This window comes from Paenibacillus agaridevorans, from assembly GCF_018604145.1.
Lineage (GTDB): Bacteria > Bacillota > Bacilli > Paenibacillales > Paenibacillaceae > Pristimantibacillus > Pristimantibacillus agaridevorans.
In genome coordinates this window covers 4200505-4226136 of the sequence record NZ_CP075889.1, presented here as the reverse complement: position 1 = coordinate 4226136, position 25632 = coordinate 4200505, and the positions used below count along the sequence as shown (strand labels likewise).

The following is a 25632-nucleotide window of genomic DNA, read 5'->3' as shown; positions in this document are numbered from 1 at the left end:
GAAAATGACGACTTTGCGGCGTGTAAACATGTTACAATAGACACAATATCAACCAAGTATCGAGGTGTTCTACATGGCTGGCAACTTTGAGTTCTTGCAAGATCGTTGGGAGATCTTATCGAACCTTGGCGAGATGGCGGAGCGTAATTTATTCGTAGACCCGAATACATCTCTCATTAAGCTTCGTATGTTCGGAGAAACGTTGACGAAATACATATGTGCAATGGAAGAGATGGACGAAACAAAGGAACTTACTCAAGTCGATCGATTGTCGCAACTGAAACGTGAAGATCTGATCTCCGACGATATCGTGGATTATTTGCATACCTTACGTAAAATCGGAAACAAAGCCGTCCACGAGTCGGGTTACGGTACAACGCCTGAATCTCGTGCATTGACGTTGCTGGCTTTTCGGCTTAGCGTATGGTTTATGCAAGTATACGGCGATTGGAACTTCCAGGCACCTGAGTATATAGAGCCAGTAGAACAGCAAGATAACGCCGGCAACGAAGAACATTTGTATCAGTTGACAGAAGCCTACGAAGAAAAGATGGCGAAGCTCCAGCAGGAGTTGGAAATACTTCGCCAGCAGCAGACGAACATTACGCAAGAGGACAAACGGATGCGACATACAAAGTCCAGGCAAGCGGGCAATGCTTTTAAGCTGACTGAAGCCGAAACGCGACTCATTATTGACGAGAAGCTCCGGCAAGCCGGCTGGGAAGCCGATTCCCAGAAGTTGCGTTTTGGGCTTGGCACGCGTCCCGAGAAAGGGCGTAATATGGCGATTGCGGAATGGGCGCTGAAGGTTGGATTCGCCGACTATGCGTTATTCTGCGGATTAGAATTAGTCGGGATAGTAGAAGCGAAGCGAATCAGCAAGAACGTAGAAGCGGATATTGCCCAAGCCAAAAAATATGCGATGCATGTTGTAAGACATGGCGATGAGATCGTTAATGGACCATGGGGAAACTATCAGGCCCCGTTCTTGTTCTCAACGAATGGTCGACCGTATCTGGAGCAGCTCAAGCATCTGTCGGGTATTTGGTTCCTAGACGCTCGCAAACCGACGAACCATCCTCGTCCCCTGCAAGCATGGTATTCTCCGCAAGGGCTGAAAGAATTACTGAAGCAAGATACGGAGAAAGCTGCCAAGGACCTGCGTGACGAAACCTTGGATTACTTAAAGCTTCGTCCTTACCAAGAGGATGCCATTCTGTCAGTCGAGGGAGCGATAGATAGCGGGCAGCGCAACATTTTGCTGGCGATGGCGACAGGTACCGGGAAAACCCGTATGGCAATCGGGCTTATTTATCGTCTGATCAAGCATAACCGCTTTAATCGTATTTTGTTTCTCGTAGACCGATCGGCGCTAGGGTATCAGGCAGAGGCTGCGTTTAAAGATTCCAAGTTGGAGAGCTATCATTCGTTTACGGAGATTTTTGAACTTCAGTCGTTGGATGATAAAAAGCCGAATACAGAGACCAAAGTACAGATTGCAACCGTACAAGGATTGGTTAAGCGTATTTTCTATAATGAAACAGACGATGCGGATATTCCATCCGTTGACCAATATGACTGCGTAATCGTCGACGAAGCCCATCGAGGTTATACGCTTGATAAGGAAATGTCCGAGCTGGAGTTGGAATTTCGCGATCACGAAGATTACGTAAGCAAATACCGTAAGGTACTAGACTATTTCGATGCGGTCCGAATAGGATTGACAGCGACGCCGGCTCTGCATACGGTAGAGATTTTTGGACGTCCCGTATACAATTATTCTTATCGGGAAGCCGTTATAGATGGATATTTGATTGATCATGAACCTCCTATGCAATTCGAGACGCAGCTGAAAAAGCATGGGATCAAGTGGCAGGTTGGCGAAGAGGTTGCCGTATATGATATTTCTTCAGGCAATATTGAGAAAGAACTGCTTCAAGATGAGATCAACCTTGAAGTAACCCAGTTTAACAAAACGGTTATTACGGAAAACTTCAATCGCGTTATTCTGGAAGAGTTGACGAAATATATCGATCCGGAATCCGAAGGGAAAACGCTTATTTTCGCCGCTACCGATGATCACGCAGACATGGTCGTACGAATATTGAAAGAAGAGCTAGGAAAGGCATACGGAGCGGTAGACGACAACGCCGTGCTCAAAATTACCGGTTCAATCAAAGATCCGCTGCATGCCATAAAGCTCTTCAAGAATGAAAGGCTGCCGAATATCGTCGTAACGGTTGATTTGCTGACAACGGGCATAGATATTCCAAGCATTACGAATCTAGTATTCCTGCGCCGTGTTCGTTCGCGGATCTTGTACGAGCAGATGTTAGGCAGAGCGACGAGACGATGCGATGAGATCGGCAAGGATCATTTCATGATTTATGATGCCGTTGGAATCTACGAGACGCTGAAACCTTACACGGACATGAAACCGGTAGTGGCGAAACCGACAGTGTCGCTTGATGTGCTGGTGGACGAGCTTGCACAGCTGGAGAGCGAAGAGAAGGGCATGCCGCATAAGGAGCAGATCATTGCCAAGATTCAGCGCAAGAAACGTACATGGACGCAGAAGGACTATGATGATTTCAAGGCTTTGTCCGGCGGGGTGAGTATTGATAAGATTATCGATGATTTGAAAAGCATGAGTGCTCTTCAAGCGATTGCCGATTTGAAGGCTAAGAAGTCCCTGATTGCTTTTATAGATGAGAATCGCGGCAGGGGACACCGGATCTATATTTCGGAGCATGAAGATAAATTGCTCTCCACCTCACGCGGTTATGGAGAAGCTGATAAGCCGGAGGATTACTTGGAAGGGTTCCATTTGTTTATTACAGAGAACCTGAACCTTATTCCTGCTCTTACGATTATCTGCACACGACCGAATGACTTAACGCGCGATGAGCTGCGCAAGCTGCGGGTGGAGCTCGATCAAAAGGGTTATTCGGAGAAAATGCTGCAAGCGGCATGGCGGGATGCGAAGAACGAGGATATTGCGGCTGATATAATCAGCTTCATCCGTCAGCAGGCGCTCGGCGATCCATTAATTAGCCATGAAGAGCGGATTGAAGGCGCGATGAAAAAGATTTATGATATGAAGGTCTGGTCGAAGGTCCAGAAGGACTGGCTGAAACGAATCGAGAAACAGCTGCTTCAGGAATCGGTTCTGGATCCGAACCCAGAGAAGGCGTTCGAAGTAGAACCGTTCAAGAGTAGAGGCGGCTACAAGCAGTTGAATAAAATATTTGATGGCGATATGGACACGATTGTATCAACGATCAATACGGCGCTATATACGCCGCGAAAGAGGGATTACGCATAAATGGGCAATCAGGATATCGTACAGAAACTTTGGAATCTATGTAATGTGCTGCGGGATGATGGCATCACATATCACCAATATGTAACGGAACTGACGTACGTGCTGTTCTTGAAAATGATGAAAGAAACCAACAACGAAGGTATTCTGCCGGAACAGTACCGTTGGGATTCGCTGACGGAACGTCATGGCATGGCGCTTCAACAGCATTACCGCCAGTTGCTGCTTGATCTTGGCAACCAAGGTAATGAGACGATTAAACAGATCTATATGAATGCTGCTTCAAATATTAACGAGCCGAAAAACCTTGAGAAAATCATTACGTCCATCGATCAGCTTGATTGGTACAGCGCGAAGGAAGAAGGGCTAGGCGATCTATACGAGGGATTACTGGAGAAGAACGCCAGCGAGACGAAGTCTGGAGCGGGGCAATATTTTACGCCACGTCCGCTCATTGATGTAATTACCAAGCTGGCAGATCCACAGCCTGGCGAGCGTTGTAACGACCCTGCCGCAGGAACGTTTGGTTTCATGATTGCAGCAGATCGTCATGTGCGCAGCAAGACGGACGATTACTTCGACCTTGGGGAGAAAGAGGCTGATTTCCAGAAGCATCAAGCATTCACAGGCGTTGAATTAGTAAAAGATACGCATCGCCTCGCGATGATGAATGCGATGCTTCATGACATTCAAGGCGAAATTATACTTGGCGATACGTTATCTGACGATGGAGCCAACCTTAAAAACTTCGATGTCATTCTGACGAATCCGCCTTTCGGCACAAAGCAAGGCGGCGAACGTCCGACGCGTGATGACCTCACATTCACGACGACGAATAAACAGCTGAACTTCCTTCAACATATTTATCGTGCCCTGAAGGCGAACGGCAAAGCGCGCGCGGCAGTTGTCCTGCCGGACAACGTCTTGTTCGAGAGCGGCGTGGGCACAAAAATCCGTGCCGACTTGATGGATAAGTGCAATTTGCATACTATATTACGGCTTCCGACCGGTATATTCTATGCACAAGGCGTTAAAACGAACGTCTTGTTCTTCACGCGAGAGAAGATGGACAAGGACAGCACAAAAGACGTATGGGTGTACGATCTACGCACGAATATGCCAAGCTTCGGCAAGCGCACACCGCTGACTACGGCTCATTTTGATGCGTTTGTGGCAGCTTATACAGCTGAGGATCGTAAGGAGGTCGAAGACGAACGTTGGAACGTGTTTACACGCGAAGATATCCGTAAAAAGGACGATAGTCTCGATATCGGATTGATCGCTGACGAGTCGCTGTCTGCTTACGACAACCTTCCTGATCCAATCGACTCTGCGGAAGAAGCGATGGCGAAGCTTGAGGAAGCACTCGCATTGCTTGGCGAAGTAGTCGCTGAATTGAAGGCCATTGAGACGAATTCGGCTGGCTATGAGGAAAGCAAACCAGTATTGGAGAAAGTCGCGGAAGTATCCGGGGTGTACGGCAATGAGTAAGAAAAGTACGAAGTCGCAGGAAGAGTTATTGAAAGAGGCTTTGGTGCCGGTAGAGGAGCAGCCTTATGAGGTGCCGGGGAATTGGGTTTGGGTTAGAATAAAGTCAATAGCTGAAGTCAAAGGTGGTAAAAGGTTACCAGCTGGAGCTGATTTTGTTGATGAAATTACAAATCATCCATATATTCGTGTTAGTGATTTTGAGAATGGTACAATAAATTGTGATGGATTGAAATATATTTCTCAAGATATTCAAAGTAAGATCTCAAGGTATACCATTTCAAAAGATGATGTATATATTTCAATTGCAGGTACCATTGGTAAGTGTGGAATTATTCCAGATTTTCTTGATGGAGCAAATTTGACTGAAAATGCAGCAAAGATAACGGATATAAAGTATTCAACGAATAGATACATCTATTATGTATTAAATACTGAAATATTAAAAAATCAAATTAAAAATTCAATGAAATCAACCTCTCAACCGAAGTTAGCCCTGCATAGAATTCAAGATTTGAAACTTCCGCTCCCACCACTAAACGAACAAAAACGAATTGCTGACAAAGTCGAAAGACTCTTGGACAAAATCAATCAAGCCAAACAATTAATTGATGAAGCCAAGGCGACCTTTGAACTTCGTCGAGCGGCAATTTTAGATAAAGTTTTTCGTGGTGAGCTCACGAAGAAGTGGCGGGAAGAGAATTTCATAAAAAATGATTTAAAGACCGAGCAAAATTATGCATATTATGATTCTAAAATACCTGATAGTTGGAAATGGGTAAGGGCAGAATTTTTATTTGATGAGTTTCCTAGAAACGGCTATTCCCCGAAGTCCACAGAATCAAGTTTTATCACAAAAACATTAAAATTAGGCGCAATTACAAAGGGATATTATAAAAACGATGAATTTAAGTACGTTGATGAACGTATAGAACAAGATTCATATCTTTGGTTGAAAAACGGGGATTTTTTAATTCAACGTGCTAATTCGATCGAGTATGTAGGAACATCGGCAATTTTTACAGGAGCAGATAATGAAAGTATTTATCCCGACTTAATTATGAAAGGTAAAGTAAATGAAACTGTTGTATTAAATCAATATCTGGTACATTGGATTAATTCAATGTATGGAAAACAGTATTTCAGGCAAAATGCAACTGGTACTGCAGGTAATATGCCTAAGATTAATAAATCAATTCTGCAAAACTTATTAGTTCCAATACCGCCGATAGAAGAACAAAGAGTTATTATGAAAGTCTTAGATTGTGTTTTTAATAGTGATAATGATGCTTTAAATAAACTGGAAAATTACCAACCAGAAATTGATTTATTGATTAATGGAATGTTGATGAAGGCATTCTCTGGAGTGCTAGGTACAAACCATATTGATGATGAATCATTTTAAAGAGGATTGTAAAAAGAAGTGCGGCAGGTGAGGTTGCGCGAGTTCTTCCCAAGACACGATCTAACCACAGTGACGAAGGAAGAGCTTGCGATTGCTGTTCGTCTCATCAACCTCGTAAATGCCTGGAGTGGAAATCTGCATGAAGTGAAAAGTCTATTTGGTGTGAGAAAATCCATACAATCCGAGGGGAAGAAAAACATTGAGTGACACTTCTGTTCTTGTAAGTTTAGCTGTGTTAAAGGTTAATTGGGATAGCAATAAAAAAGACTACATACATAATTTTATACCATTTATTGTAGAATGTTTAAAGGATACTAGTAGTGAAGTAGTATCTGTGCCTGAACTTAAAAAGCAGGTTGAGGAAAGGTTTGGACTAAGCTTTCCTCACAATGTAATTATTAGGCTTCTCGCGAGAGCAAATAAAGGGAAATACGTTAGAAAAGAATATAATGCATATTATATTAATCGAGAGATGGTTGAGAGTTCTGATATAAATGCAGTTCAACAGAGAGTCTTAACCGCACATGATGCTGTAATAACTTCTTTTCAACAATTCTGTCTAAACGAACATAAAGCTGATTGGAGCTATGAAGAATCTGAAAGCGCTTTAATAAAGTACTTTGATGAAGAAATATTACAAATGTTACACGTTACTCATAACAGAGCATTAATAAAAATATCTGGATCATCACCATCAAATTATAAATTTATTGTTGCATCTTTTATTCGGAAATTACAAGAGTTAAATGACCCAAGAATGGAATACTTAGAAGAAGTGTTCAAAGGTAACATGCTAGCAAATGCATTATTTGTAAAGGACCAAGGAAAGGTGATGCAAAAGTTTAAAAAAACAACTGTATACTTTGATACGGCTTTTTTATTATTTGTGCTCGGGTACACAGGAGATTCTCGAAGAGAACCAAGTCAGGAGCTTTTGAATCTATTGTATGAGACTGGGGCAGATCTAAAATGTTTTCGACATACTGTATCAGAAGTTAAAGCTATTCTTGAGGGATGTGCTGCTGACTTAGGTGGTTCGGGAAGAAATCATTATGACTTAACAGGGTTTAGCCTTGAATCATTTGAACATTTTATATTGCGAGGGAAGACTGATTCAGATGTGCGTCTGTTAGCTGAGAAAATCGAATCCAGCCTAGAACTATTGCGAATAAAAGTAATTGATACTCCAAGTTATGATGATCACTCCTCAGTTAACGATGAAAAAGGACTTGAAGATTCCATTCGTTCGAAAATTACTTATAGAAATAATAATTCGTTAACAAGAGATGTGAAATCAATTTCATCAATTTATAGATTAAGGGGAAACAAGAGTTATTACTCGATTGAAGATTGTAGAGCGCTTTTTGTTACGACTAATCATCGACTTGTTAAAGTAGCAAATGAACATTTTAATAATGATTATAAAGAAGAAGCGACTCCACCATTAATAACAGACACTGATCTTACTAACTTGTTATGGCTTAAAAAACCAACTAAAGCTCCCAATTTAGCTAGAAAAATGATTATTGCAAACAGTTACGCTGCTTTGCAGCCAGATGAAATTTTATGGAAGAAATATATGCAAGAATTAGAAAAGTTGAAAGGTGATAAGTCAATTACAAATGAAGATTATTTTATACTTCGACATTCACTAGATGCTAAGCAAGCACTAGTTCAAGTAACTGAAGGTGATAGTGGTGCCTTTGCACAAGGCACAGTGTCGGAAATACTAGAAATGGTAAAAGAAAATACTCAGAAAAAGTTAAAAGAAAGAATTGGAGAATTAGAAGGTGAGAAGGAATCATCATATCAACGAGTAGTAGCTGCAGAAGAAAAAGAACAAATAAGAATTACCAATATCAAGAACAAATCTAATAAATATGCAAGATTAGTGTCGAAAGGAATTGAATTTATTTTTATTGTATTTTTAACTTCAGTGGTAGTTTACACATTTCCTTGGGAGATTCCTGTCTTGTGGAATAAATATTTGTTATCCGGCCTGTTCATATTGCTACTTAGTGTAATGATAATTAATATGATGTATGGTACGACAATAAAAAGCCTAATTAGAAAGTTAGAGCTGGTAATAAGTAGACAAATTGAAAAAGTTCTTATTAATTTAAGCTCCTGAATGGTTAATTTTAAAAATAAGTGTATGCTTAAAGCTGATTGAAATAAGGCTGTTTAGTGACAGCCTTATTTTTACTAAGATGAATTTTCAATTTAACTAGGACACTTCATTTCCTTCGATAATATATTTCTCATAGATCAATTCAGTGGACAAGTCTCCTACAACTTCTGTTTGTTTTCAAAAACTTATCAACAATGTTATTATCACATTTTTGAGGCCTCATTATACAATCTAAGTGCTAGTAAACGTACAATTTAGTAATTCTAACGAAGAGTAGTTGTTATTTTAATATAGCATCAACTAGTTATTAAGAATTGTCTCAATATTTAATCATATTTTGTCGTGTCAGCTTTTAACTAGGATGCCTAGTTAGGGACTCCTATTTGTAAGTAAATCAATTATTTATTTAAGCACTTTTTTCTTTTAAATTTATTTAGGTTCGCTATATAATATGTTTAGCGATAAAACATTCGAAGCGGGAGGGGAGAACGTGAACGATCATAGCCGAGTCACATTAGAGCACTTCGTCGGCCACATGCAACGCATTCAACGTTACCTGCGCTCGGAGGCGTTCCATCGGAACCAGCCGGAGCTGACGCGCGTGCAATGGATGCTCCTTCGCCATCTGCGCTGCACGGAGGGAAGGACGATCGGGCAGCTCGCCGCCCATCTGGACGTGCGGGCGAGCACGATGTCCCAGATGATCGACCGGCTCGAGCTGATGAAACACGTCGTGCGGGAGAACAGTCCCGAGGACGCGCGGGTAAAGCTCGTCAAGCTGACGCCGAGCGGCGAAGAGACCATTGCCGGCATGGAAGCGGCCTGGCTGGAATCGCTCGAGGAGCCATTCGCCCATTTCAACGAAGACGAGAAGCGGCAGCTTGTGGCCCTGATGGAGAAGCTGTCGTCGCATCTGCCAAGGAAAGGAGACTAACTCCAATGCCTTACGGTCGCTACATTCGAAAATATTGGAAAAGCTTTCTTCTCGCCATCCTGTTCGTCACGATCGAAGCCGGCGCGGATCTGATGATGCCGACGCTGCTCGCGAACATCATCGACGAGGGGATCGCGGAGAAGGATATGAACCATGTCCTCCAAATGGGGGGGCTTATGCTGCTCATTACCGCAATGGGGGCGGTAGCGGCTTCCATCCGCAATGTTGTGGCGAGCCATGTCTCCCAGAAATTCGGAGCTGAGCTTCGCTCGGATCTGTTTGCCAAAATCCAGTCGTTGTCCTTCGACAGCATGAATCAATTCGACCGCGGATCGCTCATTACGCGACTGACGAACGACGTAACGCTCGTGCAGAACTTTCTAAACGGGATGATGCGCATTTTCGTAAAGGCTCCCATTATAGGGATAGGCGCGCTTATTATGGCGATCCGGCTCAACTGGAATTTGTCCATTATTCTGCTTGTTATCGTTCCCATCGTCATTGTTTTGGTAGCGCTTAATATTCGAATCGGGTTTTCGAGGTTCATGAACGTGCAGAAGTCCTTGGACAAGGTGAACGCGACGGTGCGCGAATACTTATCCGGCGTAAGGGTCGTCAAGGCGTTCAACCGATTCGACTACGAGGAAGAGAGATTCGAGAAGTCGAACGAGGAGCAGCGCGCCCGCTCGACGAACGCGATGCGGGCGATGTCGATCTTTAATCCCGCGATTATGCTGACGGTCAATTTCGGTATCGTGACGGTGCTCTGGCTTGGCGGGCGGTGGTTAAATGCCGATCTGCTGCCGGTCGGGCATCTCGTGGCCTTCGTCAACTATATGACTCAGATTCTGTTCGCGCTCATGATGCTGACGATGGTATTCACGATGTTTATCAGGGCCAAAGCGTCCGCGCAGCGGATCGGCGAGGTATTCAAACAAGAGAACGGCATGACTTGGCGGGAAGAGGGCGATTGGAATCCGACAGCCAAAGGCGCTGTCGAATTCCGGAACGTCACCTTCTCCTACGGCGGCGAACAAGGCAGCCCGGCGGTGGACGACGCGACCTTCGCATGCCGTCCCGGCGAGACGATCGGCATCGTCGGCTCCACCGGCTCGGGCAAGAGCAGTCTGGTGGAGCTGATTCCCCGCTTCTACGATGCGGACTCCGGCGTGATCCGGGTAGGCCATACGGATATCAGAGAGCTCGATCCGTCGGCGCTTCGGGAACGCATCGCCATCGTGCCGCAGCAAACCATGCTGTTCACGGGCTCCATTATGGACAATATCCGCTGGGGCAAGGAAGACGCGACGGACGAAGAAGTGGTGGAGGCAGCTAAGCTTGCCGAGGCGCATGAATTTATCCAGCGGCTGCCTGAAGGTTATCAATCCCTGTTAGGACAGCGCGGCGTTAATCTGTCCGGCGGTCAGAAGCAGCGGATATCCATCGCGAGAGCGCTGATCCGCAGACCGGACATTCTTATTCTCGACGATTGCACGAGCGCGGTCGATATGGTGACGGAGGCTCGCATCAAATCGGCGCTCAAGACTTATGCGCAAGGCATGACTTGCCTGCTCATCGCGCAGCGGATTACTTCCGTAATGGATACGGACAACATTATCGTCATGGATCAAGGGAAGATCGTGGATAAAGGAACGCATGATGAGCTCCTGGAACGCTGCCAGGTGTACCAAGAGATCTATCGTTCCCAGATCGGGAAGGAGCTGAAGACCGATGTCGTCTAATTCGAGCGGAAGCCAAGGTCAAGGTGGCGCAAGCGAAGCCAAGGTGCCTCCGGCAATCCCGGGAATCGGCAGACCCGGAGCGGGCGGACACGGACGAAAGCCGGTCAAGCCGAAGCAAATGCGAGCGACGATGCTTCGGCTCTGGCGTTACTTCGGCAGCGAGCGCAAACGTCTTATTGTTATCTTCGCATTCGTCATTGCGACTTCCTTGCTGGCTGTGGCCGCGCCGTATCTGATTGGATCCGCCATCGACGCCATGAGCGCGGCGGATGATGGCGGCGTCGATTTCGGCCTGCTGGAGATCATTCTGCTTGTATTAATTGCTGCTTATGTCAGCGAAGGCGCGTTGTCTTTCCTCCAGAGCTGGCTGATGGCAGGGTTGTCCCAACGTGTGGTAAAGCAGCTGCGAGGCTCGCTGTTCGGCAAGCTGCAGAAGCTGCCTTTGCGCTTCTTCGATTCCAGATCGCATGGCGAGCTCATGAGCCGGGTGACGAACGATATCGACAACGTCAGCAATACGGTATCGCAATCGACGGTGCAACTGATGTCGGGCTTCATTGGCATCGTCGGTTCGCTTGTCATGATGCTGGTTTTAAGCCCGCTGCTGACGCTCGCTACCCTGATCACGGTGCCGCTCGTCTATCTGCTCGCGAAATTCGTGACGAGCCGGACCGGCGTGCTGTTTAAGGAGCAGCAGGCGCAGTTGGGCAAGCTTAACGGCCATATCGAAGAGACGATCACGGGTTTGCAGGTCGTAAAGGCGTTCAATCACGAAGCCAAGTCGATTCAGCAGTTCGAGGAAGTGAACGGCAAGCTGCTTCAGGTGTCGCTCAAAGCGCAGATCTGGTCTGGTTTCCTGATGCCGCTCCTCGGCGTGATTAACAATATCGGGATCGCCACCATCGCAATCGTCGGCGGCGTGATGGCCGTCAACGGACATCTTAGCGTTGGTCTGATCGCGAGCTTCGTGGGATATTCCCGGCAATTTGTCCGTCCGCTTAACGAGATGGCTCAAATCTACAATGTTCTGCTGTCAGGCGTAGCGGGCGCGGAGCGGGTGTTCGAGGTGCTGGACGAAAAGGAAGAGGAGCCCGATGCGCCCGGCGCTATCGTTCTGTCTAACCCTAAAGGGCATGTCGTATTCGAGAATGTCAACTTCGGTTATCGCCAGGATGTCCCGATCTTGAACAATGTCAGCTTCGATTCGCCAAAAGAGAGCAGCACGGCGCTGGTAGGGCCGACGGGAGCGGGCAAGACGACCATCGTTAATCTGCTTACGCGCTTCTACGATGTGACGGGCGGCCGCATTCTGATCGACGGCCGCGATATCCGGGACTATACGAGGGAGAGCCTGCGCCAATGCTTTGGCATCGTGCTGCAGGATACATATCTGTTTTCCGGCACGATCCGGGACAATATTTTGTACGGGAAGCCGGATGCGACGGAGGCGGAAATGCTGCAGGCGTCGCGGATGGCCAATGCCGATGCCTTTATTCGGCGGCTTCCTCAAGGCTACGGTACGGAGCTGACCGAGAACGGCGGCAATCTGAGCCAGGGGCAGCGACAACTGCTCGCGATCGCCAGGGTCATCCTGGCTAAGCCGTCGATTCTCATCCTCGACGAAGCGACCAGCAGCATCGACACTCGGACGGAGCTGCATATTCAGGAAGCGCTGCTCAAGGTGATGAAGGGCCGGACGACGTTTATTATCGCGCACCGGCTTAATACGATCCGGGACGCCGATGCGATCATGGTCATTGACCGGGGCAAGCTTCAGGAGAAAGGGACGCATGACTCGCTGATGGAGCGGCGAGGCGTATATTACGGCATGTTTGACCAACAGTTCAAGAATGTGCAAACATAGTGAAAGTAATGATCCAAGACATGGAGAGAAGGTATGGAAGTGGAAGTGAAGTTTTGTTCAGCCTGCGGGAGCGCGATGGAATACAGGGAGATGGACGGTCATTCGCGACAAGCGTGTACGACATGCAGCTTCGTGCACTGGGGCAGCTATAGCATCGGCGTCGGGGCACTCGTGAAGAAGGACGACAAAATGCTGCTCGTCCGCCGCGCGCAAAATCCGGGCAAAGGTTTTTGGACCAATCCCGGCGGATACATCGAGCAGTTGGAACCCATCGAAGAAACGATTGTGCGCGAGGTGATGGAGGAAAGCGGCATAGAGGCCGTCGTTACCGGCGTCGCTGCGCTGCGCGATCAGCCGAGGGACATTCACAACGTTTACATCGCGTTTGCCATGGACTATGTCGGCGGCGAGCCGCGGCCGGATGACTACGAGGTGGATGCCGCAGGTTTTTTTACGCTTGAAGAGATGGCGGAGATGAACGTCGCCCCGTTTACCAGATGGCTGGCCGATATCGCGTTCCGCGGTCAATCGGCGGGATTGCTTAAGGACGCGGCCCCCATCGTTCCGCTGAACGGTTACGGGTTGTTCCGGGTGTAGTACTCAAACGCAAAGAACCGTCAGGAAGATCGATCCTGACGGTTTTTCTCTAAGTTCAAGAACGGGATGTTGCTTGCTCGCGCTTGTTCCGGCAGCCCGTACCGGCGAAGTCGCTCATAACAATCAAATCTCTTTGCGATGGAAATAGAGAAGTCCCCCTGCTACGAACAACACGAAGCTGCAGCCTACCGTCACGAGAATGTTCTCGAGGGGCAGATTAAACGCTCCGAAATTTTGCTCTCCGCTTTGTACAAGCATGCCGAGCGCCGGCTGTGCCCAGGGATAGAACGGTCCGTACGTGGCGGAGTTGATGATAAGGATATTCGGAATCGTCATGGACACGTTGATGGCCAGCGGCGCGGCGAAGCTGCTCCAGCCGATGGAAGCCCACAACTGCAAAGCGGCAAGAGGCAGGCACGCAATCCATCCCGTAAGGAGGGAGACGAGCGCCGATTGCCAGTCGATGCTGCCTGTAATTCCCTGTACGGCGGAGGCCGCGAGCAGCGCGCCGATCATGGCGAGCTGCACGGCGGCAAGCAAGGCAGCCACCATAAAGAATTTGGCTCCATACAAAGCGGTGCGCGATACCGGCAAACTAAGCGTTGCCTTCCATCCGCCCCCGCTGTGCTCGTATCTGCACACGAAGGAGGAGAAGATGCCTGTCAAAATGGGCATCAGAAGCAGGGCATGGAGCATAAAGACGGTGGATTGCAGCAGATCGTATCGCGCTGCTTCCGGTACGTCCGTCAAATTCGACATGGCGCCGATGAGCGCGGCCAGCAGCGGACTAATGGGGACGAGCAGCCAGATCAAGGAGCGGCTAAGCTTTAACCGTTCGGCGCCGAGCAGCCCCAGGAAAGAACGGAATCCCATCTCAGTTCACGTCCTTTCGATTGAAATGGACGGCAGCCGGCAGCAAAATCGCAAGTCCGATGATTAGCCCGGCCAGGACGAAGGTTTCGCCGTTTTCTGCTTTGTAGGAAGCAAGCGGCCAGTTGGTGGGCACCCACTCCGAGAGAGGGAACACCGAGATCAAGGCGGCAACGATTCCGATCGTGATCGGCAGAGACTGGTTGCGGTAAGTCACGCACATCCATAACACCGGAGTCAGCAGCGTCCAGGATGCCAGATAGGGATAAGCCGCCAGCTTTATAGCATCGGTCACGGGGAAGTCCGCCGCATCGAAGCCGAGCAGCAGTCCGAGTCCGAAGGCACCGAGTGCGAGCACGATGCTGGCAACGGCAAGCAGCAATGCGACGATGGCAAATTTGGAGCCAAACACCGCGTATCGCGAGATCGGCAGCGCGAGCAACTGCTTCCACGCGCTTGTATGATGCTCGACATTGGCCAGCATGGAGCTCAGAATGGTAATGCCCATCAAAAGCGCGATGGGAACGAACATCAAAATATTGTCCAGCAGGCCGCCCCAGGGATCGCCGGCGTAGGCTTTTATCATATAATCGTAACGGAGGCCGTAATTCAGCCCTTGCATCGCGATTAAGCCGACCGGGGCGAGGAAGGTCAGGAACCACAGTCCTTTGCCATTGATCTTGAGCAGATCGGATCTTATCGCTTGAACGATCATAAGCTTCCATCCTCCCCGACGATTTCGAGGAACAGCTTCTCCAGCGTCTTGCGATCTTCTTCCACTCGATAGACGGCATGACCGGATTGCACCAGTTCTTTGACGGCCAGGGCTACGTCTGCGTCTCCGGCGCTGCCGAGCGACAGCGTGGAGTCGCCCGCGCCGATCGCGGCTTCGATACCGCGGTTCGCCAGCACGCCCAAGGCGTCTTCGCGTTCCGAGACGCGGAGCGTGACGGCGCTCTGCGACTGCGTGCGCAAGCTGTTGATCGTATCCTGGAACACCAGCTCCCCGCGGCGAATGATGCCGACGACGCTAGCCATTTGCTCCACTTCGCTTAGCAGATGGCTGGAGATGAGCACGGTAATGCCGTACTCACGCGGCATCTCCTTGATCAGCTCGCGAATTTCCAGGATGCCGGACGGGTCGAGGCCATTGGTGGGCTCATCCAGGATGAGCAGCTCCGGGTTGCCGAGCAGAGCGCTCGCTATACCCAGGCGTTGCTTCATGCCGAGCGAATATCCTTTAACCGGGCGCTTTGCTTCCTTCGTCAATCCGACGATAGCGAGAACCTCATCGATTCGGCCCGCAGGCACGCCGATGATGCGGCGAATCGCCTCGAGATTCTGAACGGCGGTCAGATGTCCGTAGTTCGACGGATATTCCACCAGCGACCCGACCTTCCGTAGAATAGACAGCCGGTCCTTCTCCAGCGGTCGTCCGAAAATCCGAATAGACCCTCCCGATGGTTTGATCAGACCGAGCAGCATGCGGATCGTCGTTGTTTTGCCCGCGCCGTTCGGCCCCAGGAAACCGTATATTTCCCCTTTTGCGATTTGCAGATTCAGGTTGGATACCGCGTAGCGCCCCTTGTACCTCTTGCCGAGACCTCTTGTCTCAATTATCCATTCTTTCAAGTCGATCACCTCGAGATCCAGATTAACGTCTCAAGGTTAAGTCCCGTGTACATCGAAGGTTAAATTTCGTTTAAATGCGAGTTCAAATTGAACGACCTCTTAAAAAAAGCCGCGTTCGTCCTTCGCCTTCGTCTTTTCGTACAGATACACCCGCGTCCCTTCCTCCGAGCTTGCCGTTTCGCGGACAAGTCCCATGCTGTCGGCCAAATAATCCACGATGGCAAGTCCGACGCCCGCCCCTGTGGCAGAGGATTCGGAGTTCAGACCCCGGCCTCTGTCGGAGATGACAAGGCAGGGCTGTCCTTGCCGATTCTCCAACGCTAAGCCGATATAACCGCCATCCCGGGCATGGCGAACGACATTCTGGAACAAATTGTCCAGCATGCGCTGCAAGCCCGCGCGATCGCCTTGCCATATCAGCTGCTCATGGGGTAGCCGAACGTCGACCTCGAGACCTTCCCGTTCCCAGAGCGGATACCAGCTTGCGGCGGATTCTCTCGCCAGCCGGACGATGTCAACAGCCTCCAGGGTCAGCTTATAGCGCCCGCTGGTCATGAGCGTATAGGCAAGCAGGTTGTCAATAAGCTCGCCCAACCCTTCGGCCTTGCCCTGCATGACCGATACGGATTGCTGCCCCTTCGGACTAAGCGGCTCCTCGCGCAATTGGTAGAGATGCCCCTGCATAATCGTGAGCGGAGTGCGCAGATCATGCGACAGATTCGCGACGAGCGACTTGCGCAGCTGTTCTTCTTCGCTCTGGCGCTGCCGGCTGTCCCTGAGCTGGGCGACCATGCCGTTGAAGGAGTATTCCAGCGCTCCGATTTCGTCCCAGCGTTTGATCGCGACGGGTTCCGGGATGCCGTGCTCATCCTGCCGCGCCATAGCGGATTGCAGACGAAGGAGCCGTCTGCGGATGTGGCGGAAGAACAAGAGCGACATGGCTACGAACACCGAGAACATGACAAAGACGAAGGCGATGTAATACGGCGTCCCGGAGCCGTTCGGATTGCCCGTGGAGATCGCTTCGCGCGGCATTCGGATCGTCATAAAGGAAGGGCCGGCATTTTCCTTGCCGAGGAAAGCGATGACCGTATAGGGATCTTTACCGATGCTTGCCTTCATAAACCGGATGGCCTCCTCCGGCGTCCATTGCGCCGGAATATCGAGCTGAGGCGGCAGTTGACTCCTTGTCGCGCCATTTGCGTCGACCCAGAACATGGAGGCTTCGGGATAGCGTCTTTTCAGCTCGATGAGAGCTTCGTCGATGGCCTCATCCGACTTGCCTTCCATATTGGCGGCATGCGCATGCCAATCCGACAAAAGACCAGACGTCCCGCCATACTTGGCGCCGCCCTCCATATCTGATTTCGAGCTCCACTGAACGATGGTGTAGGTGAGACTGGCAAGCGGGATTATGACGGGAATGAACAGGAATGCGGCCAGCACGATGATCAAATATTGTCCCTGCAGCGAGCCAGGCAGGAGACGCGACTTGCGTACGGGAGCTTGCGAATCGTTGCGTTTGTTCATGCCCGTACCCGATAACCCAGCCCGCGAATCGTCTCGACGACTTCGGGCGAAGCGGGGTCCTTCTCGATCTTCTCGCGCAAGTGCCGGATATGTACCATAAGCGTCTTATCCCCGTCCAGATAAGATTCGCCCCATACCGCCTCGTAGATTTGCTCCTTGGTCAGAATTTGCCCCAGATGGCGGAACAGAAACATGAAGATGTGAAACTGCTTGCCCCCGAGGGCGAGCTCTTCTCCGGTATCCGCATGCACGATCCGGTTTTCTGCCTCATAAACAAGCAGATGCTTTACCTTGGTCGGTTCGCTGGAGCGTCTTCCGCCGCGGCGGAGGAGCACTTCGATCCGGGCCGACAATTCGTCGGGATGGAATGGCTTGGTCACGTAATCATCCGCGAATTCAAGGCCTTGCAGCTTGTCATCGATGGACGTTCGAGCGGACAGCATCAGGATAGGCAGATCCGGATTCGCTTTCTTCAGTCTTTGTCCGATCGTGAAGCCGTCAAGCCCGGGCAGCATGACGTCCAGCACGACCAAGCTGCAGCCCTCGGCTTCACGCAAAGCCTCCTCGCCGCTTTTAAGCCATTTCACCTCGTATGATTTGGAGCGGAGCTGCTCCGTTACAAGCTCTCCTATTTCCGTGTCGTCCTCGATATAAAGCAACTTAATGGAGTTAGTGGTCAAGTCGATCGTCCCCTCGCACCCGTTTTTCGAAAATTATATACGAAGACTCCTTGCCGCGAAAGCCTGCGGGAAAGTCTGTTCAAGTAACCGTACACAAATTGTGAAAATTTGTTATGATGTTGCTGATACCATTTGCTAGGGTGTTTCGTAATAGTTGGTTATGAGGTAATGATACGAGAAGGAGTGGATTCCATGTCATTGTTCAACCGCATGATGGCAAGCGTGGGAATTGGGGCGGCGAAGGTGGATACGCTGCTGGAGCGCACATCCTATAGTCCCGGCGACGAGGTGCGCGGTGTGGTACGCATTTATGGAGGTTCGGTCGATCAGCAGATCGAAGGCATTGATTTGTCCATCATGACTTATTACATCAAAGAAGTGAACGATAGCAAGTTGAAGCAGAACGTGGAGCTTGGCAAGGTACGCGTCTCTCCGCCTGTAATGGTGCGCGCGGGCGAAAACAGGGAAATCGGCTTCAGCTTCTACCTGGCTCCCAATACGCCGCTGTCCATCGGCCGATCGCCGGTGTGGATCAAGACGTCGGCTGATATTCGCTCCTCCGTTGATCCGACGGACAACGATTATATCGAAGTTGTGCCGACCCAGCCTATGCACATGGTTTTGCAGGCGATCGAATCGCTGGGCTTCAAGCTCCGCGAAGCGGAAACGGTCTACGCGCCTCGAATCGGAGACTCTTCTCCGTTCGTGCAAGAGTTCGAATGGGTGCCGTATGGCGGTGCTTATCGCGGACAGCTGGACGAGGTGGAGCTCGTGTTCCTGCGCAATCGAGGCAGCGAGCTGGAGCTGCTGCTGCAGATTGACCGTCGTGCAAAAAATCTGTTCGGTTTGTTCGCCGAAGCTATGGATACGGACGAAAGCTTCGTAAAGGTCGTGGTCAAAGAAGCCGATTTTGCGCAAGGACCGCAATACGTGGCTTCTCTTCTCAACAATGTGATATCGCGCTATTCTCATTAAGCTGCCGGGGCGAAGTTAGCAGAGAACGAAGTTAGTAGAAAGCGAAGTTAGTATAGGAGCTGTCTCAGGGTCGATGATGTACAATTACCATTCATCGATCCTATTGGACAGCTCTTTTGTGCTGCCAATTGAAGCTCCATAGTCGTTATTAACGCCTATGTGATGCTTTTGCTGCCATTCGAAGCTCCATAGTCGTTATTAACGCCTATGGGACGCTGTTGCTGCCAATCGAAGCTCCATAGTCGTTATTAACGCCTATGGAATATCTTTGCACGGTTACGCCCCATCCCGTCCCATGGTTCCCGACTCGTTGAAAGTTTGTCGCCGAAATGGTTCAGGAGAGTTGGATAACTTGCCGCCGCAGTGTAAACAACGTAATGGAAAAAGGTCCGCGCAACCGCTAATTCGCGTTCATGCGAGCCTTTTTTTCGCCAAAGTGCAACGACAGCCGTTTCATATTGGAAGTGATCTGATTCGCCAAAGTGCGGCGTCAGCCAGTTTACCTGTCTAAGTCGCCGCCATACGTCCTTGATAGCGGCAAACCCGGTTGCGTCCGCCTCGCTTCGCTTCGTACAGGGCAGCATCTGCTTCCCTTAGGAGTGTCTCCAAACTTGCGGCGCTGTCCGCCGAGGAAGCGACGCCGAAGCTGGCGGTCACGGTGAGGCTTCCGTGTGCTGGGGTGTCCAGCGTATTGCCGGACAGGGCGATCCGCAGCCGCTCCGCGATCAAGTCCGCGCTCTCCGGCAACTCGCCATGTATCGCTACAACGAATTCCTCGCCGCCATATCTCGCGAACAGCATGTCCGGCTTCAGCTCGCGCTGGCAGACGGCGGCTGCGTGGCGCAGCACTTCATCGCCCGTCTCGTGACCGTACGAGTCGTTGAATGCTTTGAAGTTATCGATATCGAACAGGATGACGGAGGTCGGGCGTTCCCGCAAGGCGGACAGCTCCAGCTGTTCCTTGGCGCGAATGATGAACTGCGTCCGATTATAGATGCCGGTCAAGCCGTCGTAATAAGCCATATGACGAAGCTGCTCCTCAAGCCGCTTTTGTTCTGTAACATCGACCAGCATAAGCAGATCTCCGATAACATCGCCGCCCCGGCCACGAACGATCGATAATTTGGCCTGGTAAATCGACAGGACGCCGCCGCTCTCCCACTGCAGCTCCTGTACCGTCTCATCTGCTCCCGGCCGCTTAAGTCCATAGTGCGGCAAGCCGGTCAGATTTTCCCATATATCGACAAGCCTTTTGCCGAGCAAGCTTCTGCGGAGCGCGGGAATCATCCGGGAAGCCGCTTTATTATAATCGATCAGACGTCCCGACCGGTCGAGCACGATGACGCCTTCTCTCATACTCTCGAATATATTTTCCTTGGCTATAGGCACTATCATGAGGAGGCGCGTAGAGAGAATGGCCCATATATACAGGGCCGAGGTGATGCTGAGAATAAACGGTACGGGATCCGCGCCATATGGCGTAGCGCCGATCAGATAGAGGAAGGCTCCGATCATGGGCAAGCTCTGTCCGCAGAGCAAAGTGAGCAATTGGATACGGAAGGTTTTTTTGGTCTTGAACCACTGCCTGAGCAGCAGGATGGCGCCAGCGAACAGACAACCGAACGTATAGGCTCCATGTACGATATACCAGTCACCGATGACGATGTCGGCCATGGGCGTGGGCGTATCGGAACGGAGGTAAACATCCTTGTAGAAGAGATGATGACTTTCGTTCGTTGCGACGAGCAGGAACGTAATGGCCGGTATGATAAACATCGCGCGAGCTGTTCTTCTCGATATGTTCCAATCAATATAACGCATGATAAGGAGCAGTCCCACTACGGGCGTAAAGGCGATGCCGATATATTCCACGACGCCCCATCTCTTTATTTCTTCCAATGTATCGCTGGCAAGCTCGAAGGCGAAGGCGAAGATATAGACCGATTGCAGGGCTGTCCACCAGACTAGCAGCCGGGCTTCGGGGAATTCTCTTTTTTTGAAAAAGACGTATAGGCACAGGAAGGTATTAAGCACGCCCGAGGTCGTAATCAACGAGATGTACGGCGTCAAATCCAGCTGCATGAAGGAAGTCCTCCATTCGTGATCATTGTCTTTTTTATCGTATCACAGGTGACGCGTTCGACGAAACAAATAAAAGCGCAGTATTCGAGTCGGCATTTTTGAGAAAATCGCCAAATCCCCAATTTTCCTGCAAATTCCTGCATATTACTGTTGAACGTTGACAATCCGTGAAGTAAAATAGATAAAAGGTGTAAGTACAAGTTCAAAAAGTCTATAAATCCCTTATTACTCATTGCCTAACGTCAGCCAGATCGACTAACCTTGCATAGTCTATGAGGCTGGCTTTTTTCATAGATTATGTTTTTTTTATGAAACGCGCTTCGCCGCCCAACGATGGCGCAGCCGTTTCACCTTGTGATTTCATAGATGGATGGTTGGAAGCGAGGAACAAGATGGATAACGAGATTTGGCTGCGGCAATCGCAAAACAGGTGCAAGCTGCTCGGCATTAACCCCGAGGTCGTGCCGACGTTCACGACTGTACTGACAGAAGCAGAACTCGCGAGCAAGCGCATGGAGTACGAGGAGATTTTGTCCGTCATTAATTTTTTTGTCAACAAGATGCTGGAGCTCATGAAGGGGCTGCCGCTGCTGATTCTCATCTCGGACGAGAACGGATGTATCCTGGAGATGGCCGGGGACGAGACGATCAAAACCATCGTCAGCCAGTCCGGCATCAAGGTCGGGCTTGTCTTCACGGAGCATGAAGCAGGTACGAACAGCATAAACCTGGCACTGGATCATCGAGAGCCGTTCCAGTTGATCGGGAGGGATCATTACTTTCACTTCTTGGAAGAAAGTGCTTGTTATTCCGTCCCGTTCCAGCACACCGATGTCAGCAGCCTCTTAGGCACAATAACCATAATGACGACAATCGACCAGCATAATCCGTTCCTGCTGGCGATGTTATGCACGGTGGTGGATTCCATCGAGCGCGAGCTCCTGCTCAAGAAGCAGAACAGAAGACTACATATTCTTAATCAAGTGGTTATCGAGACGACGAGAAACGGCATCATCATTACCGACCGCGAGGGCAAAATTACCGAATATAATCAGTTCGCGGAGTATATTACGGATCTAAAGAAGCAGGACGTGCTTCACAAGTCGATCGTCGAGCTTAAGATTAGCCAATACATTAACGAGGTTCTCCATTACGGCATCGTCTATGAGGATATGGAGATCAGCATTAAGCAGAAGAATCAAGACGAGCGGCTTGTCTGCCTGTTCGACGCCTTCCCGATCTATGACCAGAAGGGCCTGATTATGGGAGCCTTTGCTCAATTTCGCGATATCACGGAGAGATCCAAGGCCGAGAAGCAGATCAATCACCTCGCGTACCACGACGATCTGACCGGATTGCCGAATCGCCGCTTCTTTACGCAGCATCTGACGAAGCTCCTGGACTCGCAGGAAGGCGAGCGCAGCCCGTTCGGCTTAATGTTCCTCGACCTCGACAGCTTCAAGAAAATCAATGATAATCTTGGTCATAACAACGGGGATGCCTTGCTGAAGCTGGTCGCCGGACGACTTAAAAATTGCTGCCGCAACTCCAAGCACTTCGTGGCCCGCATGGGCGGGGATGAATTCACGATCGTCGTGAAGGACATAAAAAGTCAGGACGAGATTATCAAAGTAGCGGATGACATCATTAAGGCATTCGAGACGCCGTTCGAGATTGACGAATACGAATTCTACATTACGTCAAGTCTCGGCATTGCTTTCTATCCGCAGGATGGGACAGATGCGGAGACGCTGATGAAACGCGCGGATATCGCGATGTACCTGGCCAAGGACGGGGGCAAAAACAATTACGCGCTTTATAAAGCCGCAAAGAGCAGTATCGGCATGGAGCAGCTCACGCTGGAGAGCTCCATTCGGAAGGCTCTGCAGAACAATGAGTTCGTTTTGCATTATCAGCCGCAGATCGAGCTGGAGACCGGTCATATTATCGGAATGGAGGCGCTGTTGCGCTGGAACCATCCTACGCTGGGCCTGGTGTCGCCTTCCAAGTTTATCCCCATCGCCGAAGAAACGGGATTAATTGTGCCCATCGGAGAATGGGTGCTGCGAACCGCATGTCTTCAAAATAAGACTTGGATCGATCAAGGCGTGACGCCGATGAAAATTTCCGTTAATTTGTCGACAAGGCAATTTCTAAAGCGTGATCTGGTGGAGACCGTGCAGAAAATTCTGTTGGAGACGGGGCTCGATCCCTCGCTGCTGGAATTGGAAATTACGGAATCGATGACGATGGATGTTGATTTTGCGATCGAAGTGCTTGGGGATCTCAAAAAACTGGGAATCCATGTGTGCATCGACGACTTCGGCACAGGCTACAGCAATCTTTATTACTTGAAGTTATTTTCGATTGACAGGCTCAAGATCGACCAGTCGTTCGTAAGGGATATTATGACGGATTCCATCGACGCCGACATTGTGTCTACTATCATCGCCATGGCCTACAACTTGGGAATTGACGTCATCGCGGAGGGCGTGGAGACCGAGGATCAATTAAATTATTTAAAGCGGCTGAGATGCCGCGAGGTGCAAGGATATTACTTCCACCGGCCGCTGCCTGCCGAGCAAATGGAAGGTATTTTGAAACCGTATGGCCATTACGAGTATTAGATGAAGGAGACCAAATGAAAAAAAAGGTATATTCGATCATAGTAGAACATTTCAAGCGCTGGGGTGTAAAGCATGTATTCGGCATCCCGGGCAAATCGATATCCCCGCTCATGCTGGAGCTGGACAGTCAGGAAATTCAATATGTGCTGGGCCGTCATGAAACGGGCTGCGGCTTCGAGGCTTCGGGTTACGCTCTTGCGAGCGGCTCGTTAGGCGTAGCCATCGCAACATCGGGACCCGGCGGCACCAATATGATTACTTCCGCCGGGCAGGCCAAGGAATTCGGGGTTCCCGTGCTGTTTATTACCGGACAACCTTCCATGCAGGATACAGGCAAGGCGCTCAGCCAGGATTCCAGCCAATTCGGCATGGATCTTGTAAAGATGTTCGAGCCGGTTACACTGTTTAGCGCAAGGGTCGAACGCGGGGATCTGCTCCCGTTATATCTAAGGCATGCTATCGAAAGAGCCTACCATGGGGAGAAGGGGCCTGTCCACCTCTGCATCCCGTTTGATGTATTAATGGAAGAGATCGAGGACTTCCAGGTCATGATGCCGGACTACGCATCGCCGGTGATCGCCCGAAGCGTTGATCGGGCGGTCGCGATGCTGGACGAGGCAGCCCGTCCCGTGTTATTCCTCGGCAAAGGCGCAGTGATGGCGGAAGCGTTCGAGGAGATTCGTATCATCGCCGAACATTGGCGTATTCCCGTCGTTACCGCACCAGGAGGCAAGAGCGCTTTTCCGACAACGCATCCTTTGTACCATGGAGGTTATGGGCTGGGCGGGTCGCCAACTGCGATGGACTATATGGTATCCGGAATCGATCTGATGATCGTCATCGGCAGCAAGCTGTGCGACATGCAGTTGTCTGGTTTTACGGAAGAGATGAAGCCAAAGCATATGCTGCAATTCGAATATGATCTGACGTTCGCGGGCAAGTCGGTGGATGTATATACGGAGATCGTGCTTGGCGACTTAAAGGCCAACCTGAGTCAAGTCATACATACGGCCGGCGCCAAAGGCCGACCGGACGATTACAAATTGAAGCCGCTGCCCAGCTATGATCCGGAGCGTTACCAGCGCGTCCCGATGGAAGCAGGGGAATCGTTCCGCGCGCTGCGTGCTTCGTTGCCCGAGGAGGCGATTATGTTCGGAGATGCGGGCAGCCACTCCTTTTATGCCGTGCAGCATCTGGATATGCCTTGCACGGGTACCTTCTACTTCGATGAAGTATTTATTGCAATGGGCGCCGCAATCGGTTATTCCATAGGCGCGAAGCTTGCGAAGCCGGATAAGCCGGTCGTCTGTATTACCGGCGATGGCTGCATCCTGATGCAGGGAACCGAAATATCGACGGCGGTCAGCCATAGCGTACCCGTTATCTTTTTTGTTTTGAACAACGGCCGACTGGACATGGTGGATAAGGGGATGTCCTACAATACGGGCCGCTCCGTAGGCGCTGTATACGAGCATCCCCTCGATGTCAGCGGATTCGCGATATCGATGGGAGCAGCGGCTTATCGCTGCCATCACCCGAGAGATATCCGTGAAGCCGTTCAGGCGGCGCTAACCGCGAACGGACCGACCGTGATCGAAGTGATGGTCGATCCGCTGGAAATCCCGCCGATCTTGACGCGGCTGTTGTCGATGGCCTAATTTCGGCTGTAATCGGCCGACATATAGATGGATGCGCGAATGTATGCAGGGTTTCGCGTATCATATGATGCAAGTCTTTATTTAAGGATAGGTAA

17 protein-coding genes are annotated in these 25632 nt (G+C 50.0%); 11 read left to right on the top strand and 6 right to left on the bottom strand.

Annotated features, from left to right (window positions below; translation table 11 throughout):
- Positions 1-73: 73 nt before the first annotated feature.
- From hsdR to KJW29_RS17585, 8 genes are all read left to right on the top strand, one after another.
- The gene (gene hsdR, locus KJW29_RS17620) at positions 74-3325 is read left to right on the top strand and encodes a type I restriction-modification system endonuclease (RefSeq protein WP_214630768.1); all 3252 of its coding nucleotides are present in this window, start codon (positions 74-76) and stop codon (positions 3323-3325) included.
- Positions 3326-4813, top strand: coding sequence for a class I SAM-dependent DNA methyltransferase (locus KJW29_RS17615; protein ID WP_214630767.1), 1488 nt, complete (start codon positions 3326-3328; stop codon positions 4811-4813).
- A complete protein-coding gene (locus KJW29_RS17610; protein ID WP_214630766.1) occupies positions 4806-6215 on the top strand; it encodes a restriction endonuclease subunit S in 1410 nt (469 codons plus the stop codon). The genes KJW29_RS17615 and KJW29_RS17610 overlap by 8 nt, the downstream gene beginning before the upstream one ends.
- 199 nt (positions 6216-6414) lie before the next feature.
- The gene (locus KJW29_RS17605) at positions 6415-8346 is read left to right on the top strand and encodes a hypothetical protein (protein ID WP_214630765.1); all 1932 of its coding nucleotides are present in this window, start codon (positions 6415-6417) and stop codon (positions 8344-8346) included.
- Positions 8347-8836: 490 nt separating this feature from the next.
- A complete protein-coding gene (locus tag KJW29_RS17600) occupies positions 8837-9280 on the top strand; it encodes a MarR family winged helix-turn-helix transcriptional regulator (RefSeq protein WP_246608763.1) in 444 nt (147 codons plus the stop codon).
- 5 nt (positions 9281-9285) lie between these two features.
- Positions 9286-11022, top strand: coding sequence for an ABC transporter ATP-binding protein (locus tag KJW29_RS17595; RefSeq protein WP_214630763.1), 1737 nt, complete (start codon positions 9286-9288; stop codon positions 11020-11022).
- Positions 11012-12886 carry an ABC transporter ATP-binding protein gene (locus KJW29_RS17590; protein ID WP_214630762.1) on the top strand — a complete coding sequence of 625 codons (1875 nt, stop codon included), beginning with the start codon at positions 11012-11014 and terminating at the stop codon, positions 12884-12886. Before KJW29_RS17595 ends, KJW29_RS17590 begins: the two co-directional genes overlap by 11 nt.
- 33 nt (positions 12887-12919) lie before the next feature.
- A complete protein-coding gene (locus KJW29_RS17585; RefSeq protein ID WP_343222819.1) occupies positions 12920-13483 on the top strand; it encodes an NUDIX hydrolase in 564 nt (187 codons plus the stop codon).
- Positions 13484-13606: 123 nt separating this feature from the next.
- On the opposite strand, the gene KJW29_RS17580 is transcribed toward KJW29_RS17585, so the two are convergent.
- The 5 genes from KJW29_RS17580 to KJW29_RS17560 all read right to left on the bottom strand — a co-directional run bounded on the left by KJW29_RS17580 (position 13607) and on the right by KJW29_RS17560 (position 18195).
- On the bottom strand, positions 13607-14356 hold the full coding sequence (locus tag KJW29_RS17580) for an ABC transporter permease (protein ID WP_214630761.1): 750 nt from the start codon (positions 14354-14356) through the stop codon (positions 13607-13609).
- Between the two features lies 1 nt (position 14357).
- Entirely contained in the window at positions 14358-15068 is a 711-nt protein-coding gene (locus KJW29_RS17575; RefSeq protein ID WP_214630760.1) for an ABC transporter permease, read from the bottom strand.
- The gene (locus KJW29_RS17570) at positions 15065-15985 is read right to left on the bottom strand and encodes an ABC transporter ATP-binding protein (protein WP_214630759.1); all 921 of its coding nucleotides are present in this window, start codon (positions 15983-15985) and stop codon (positions 15065-15067) included. The genes KJW29_RS17575 and KJW29_RS17570 overlap by 4 nt, the downstream gene beginning before the upstream one ends.
- Positions 15986-16084: 99 nt before the next feature.
- Entirely contained in the window at positions 16085-17515 is a 1431-nt protein-coding gene (locus KJW29_RS17565) for a sensor histidine kinase (protein ID WP_214630758.1), read from the bottom strand.
- Entirely contained in the window at positions 17512-18195 is a 684-nt protein-coding gene (locus tag KJW29_RS17560) for a response regulator transcription factor (protein WP_246608762.1), read from the bottom strand. Before KJW29_RS17560 ends, KJW29_RS17565 begins: the two co-directional genes overlap by 4 nt.
- A 192-nt stretch (positions 18196-18387) precedes the next feature.
- On the opposite strand from KJW29_RS17560, the gene KJW29_RS17555 reads away from it, so the two are divergent.
- Positions 18388-19170, top strand: a complete 783-nt coding sequence (locus KJW29_RS17555) for a sporulation protein (RefSeq protein ID WP_214630757.1) — start codon at positions 18388-18390, stop codon at positions 19168-19170.
- Positions 19171-19677: 507 nt separating this feature from the next.
- On the opposite strand, the gene KJW29_RS17550 is transcribed toward KJW29_RS17555, so the two are convergent.
- On the bottom strand, positions 19678-21252 hold the full coding sequence (locus KJW29_RS17550) for a histidine kinase N-terminal 7TM domain-containing diguanylate cyclase (RefSeq protein WP_214630756.1): 1575 nt from the start codon (positions 21250-21252) through the stop codon (positions 19678-19680).
- A 392-nt stretch (positions 21253-21644) separates the two neighbouring features.
- Between KJW29_RS17550 and KJW29_RS17545 the strand changes: the two genes are divergently transcribed.
- Both KJW29_RS17545 and KJW29_RS17540 read left to right on the top strand, forming a co-directional pair.
- Positions 21645-23879: a putative bifunctional diguanylate cyclase/phosphodiesterase gene (locus KJW29_RS17545; RefSeq protein ID WP_214630755.1), complete on the top strand. Its 2235-nt coding sequence runs from the start codon at positions 21645-21647 to the stop codon at positions 23877-23879.
- Between the two features lie 14 nt (positions 23880-23893).
- A complete protein-coding gene (locus KJW29_RS17540; protein ID WP_214630754.1) occupies positions 23894-25537 on the top strand; it encodes a thiamine pyrophosphate-binding protein in 1644 nt (547 codons plus the stop codon).
- The last annotated feature ends 95 nt before the right edge of the window (positions 25538-25632 follow it).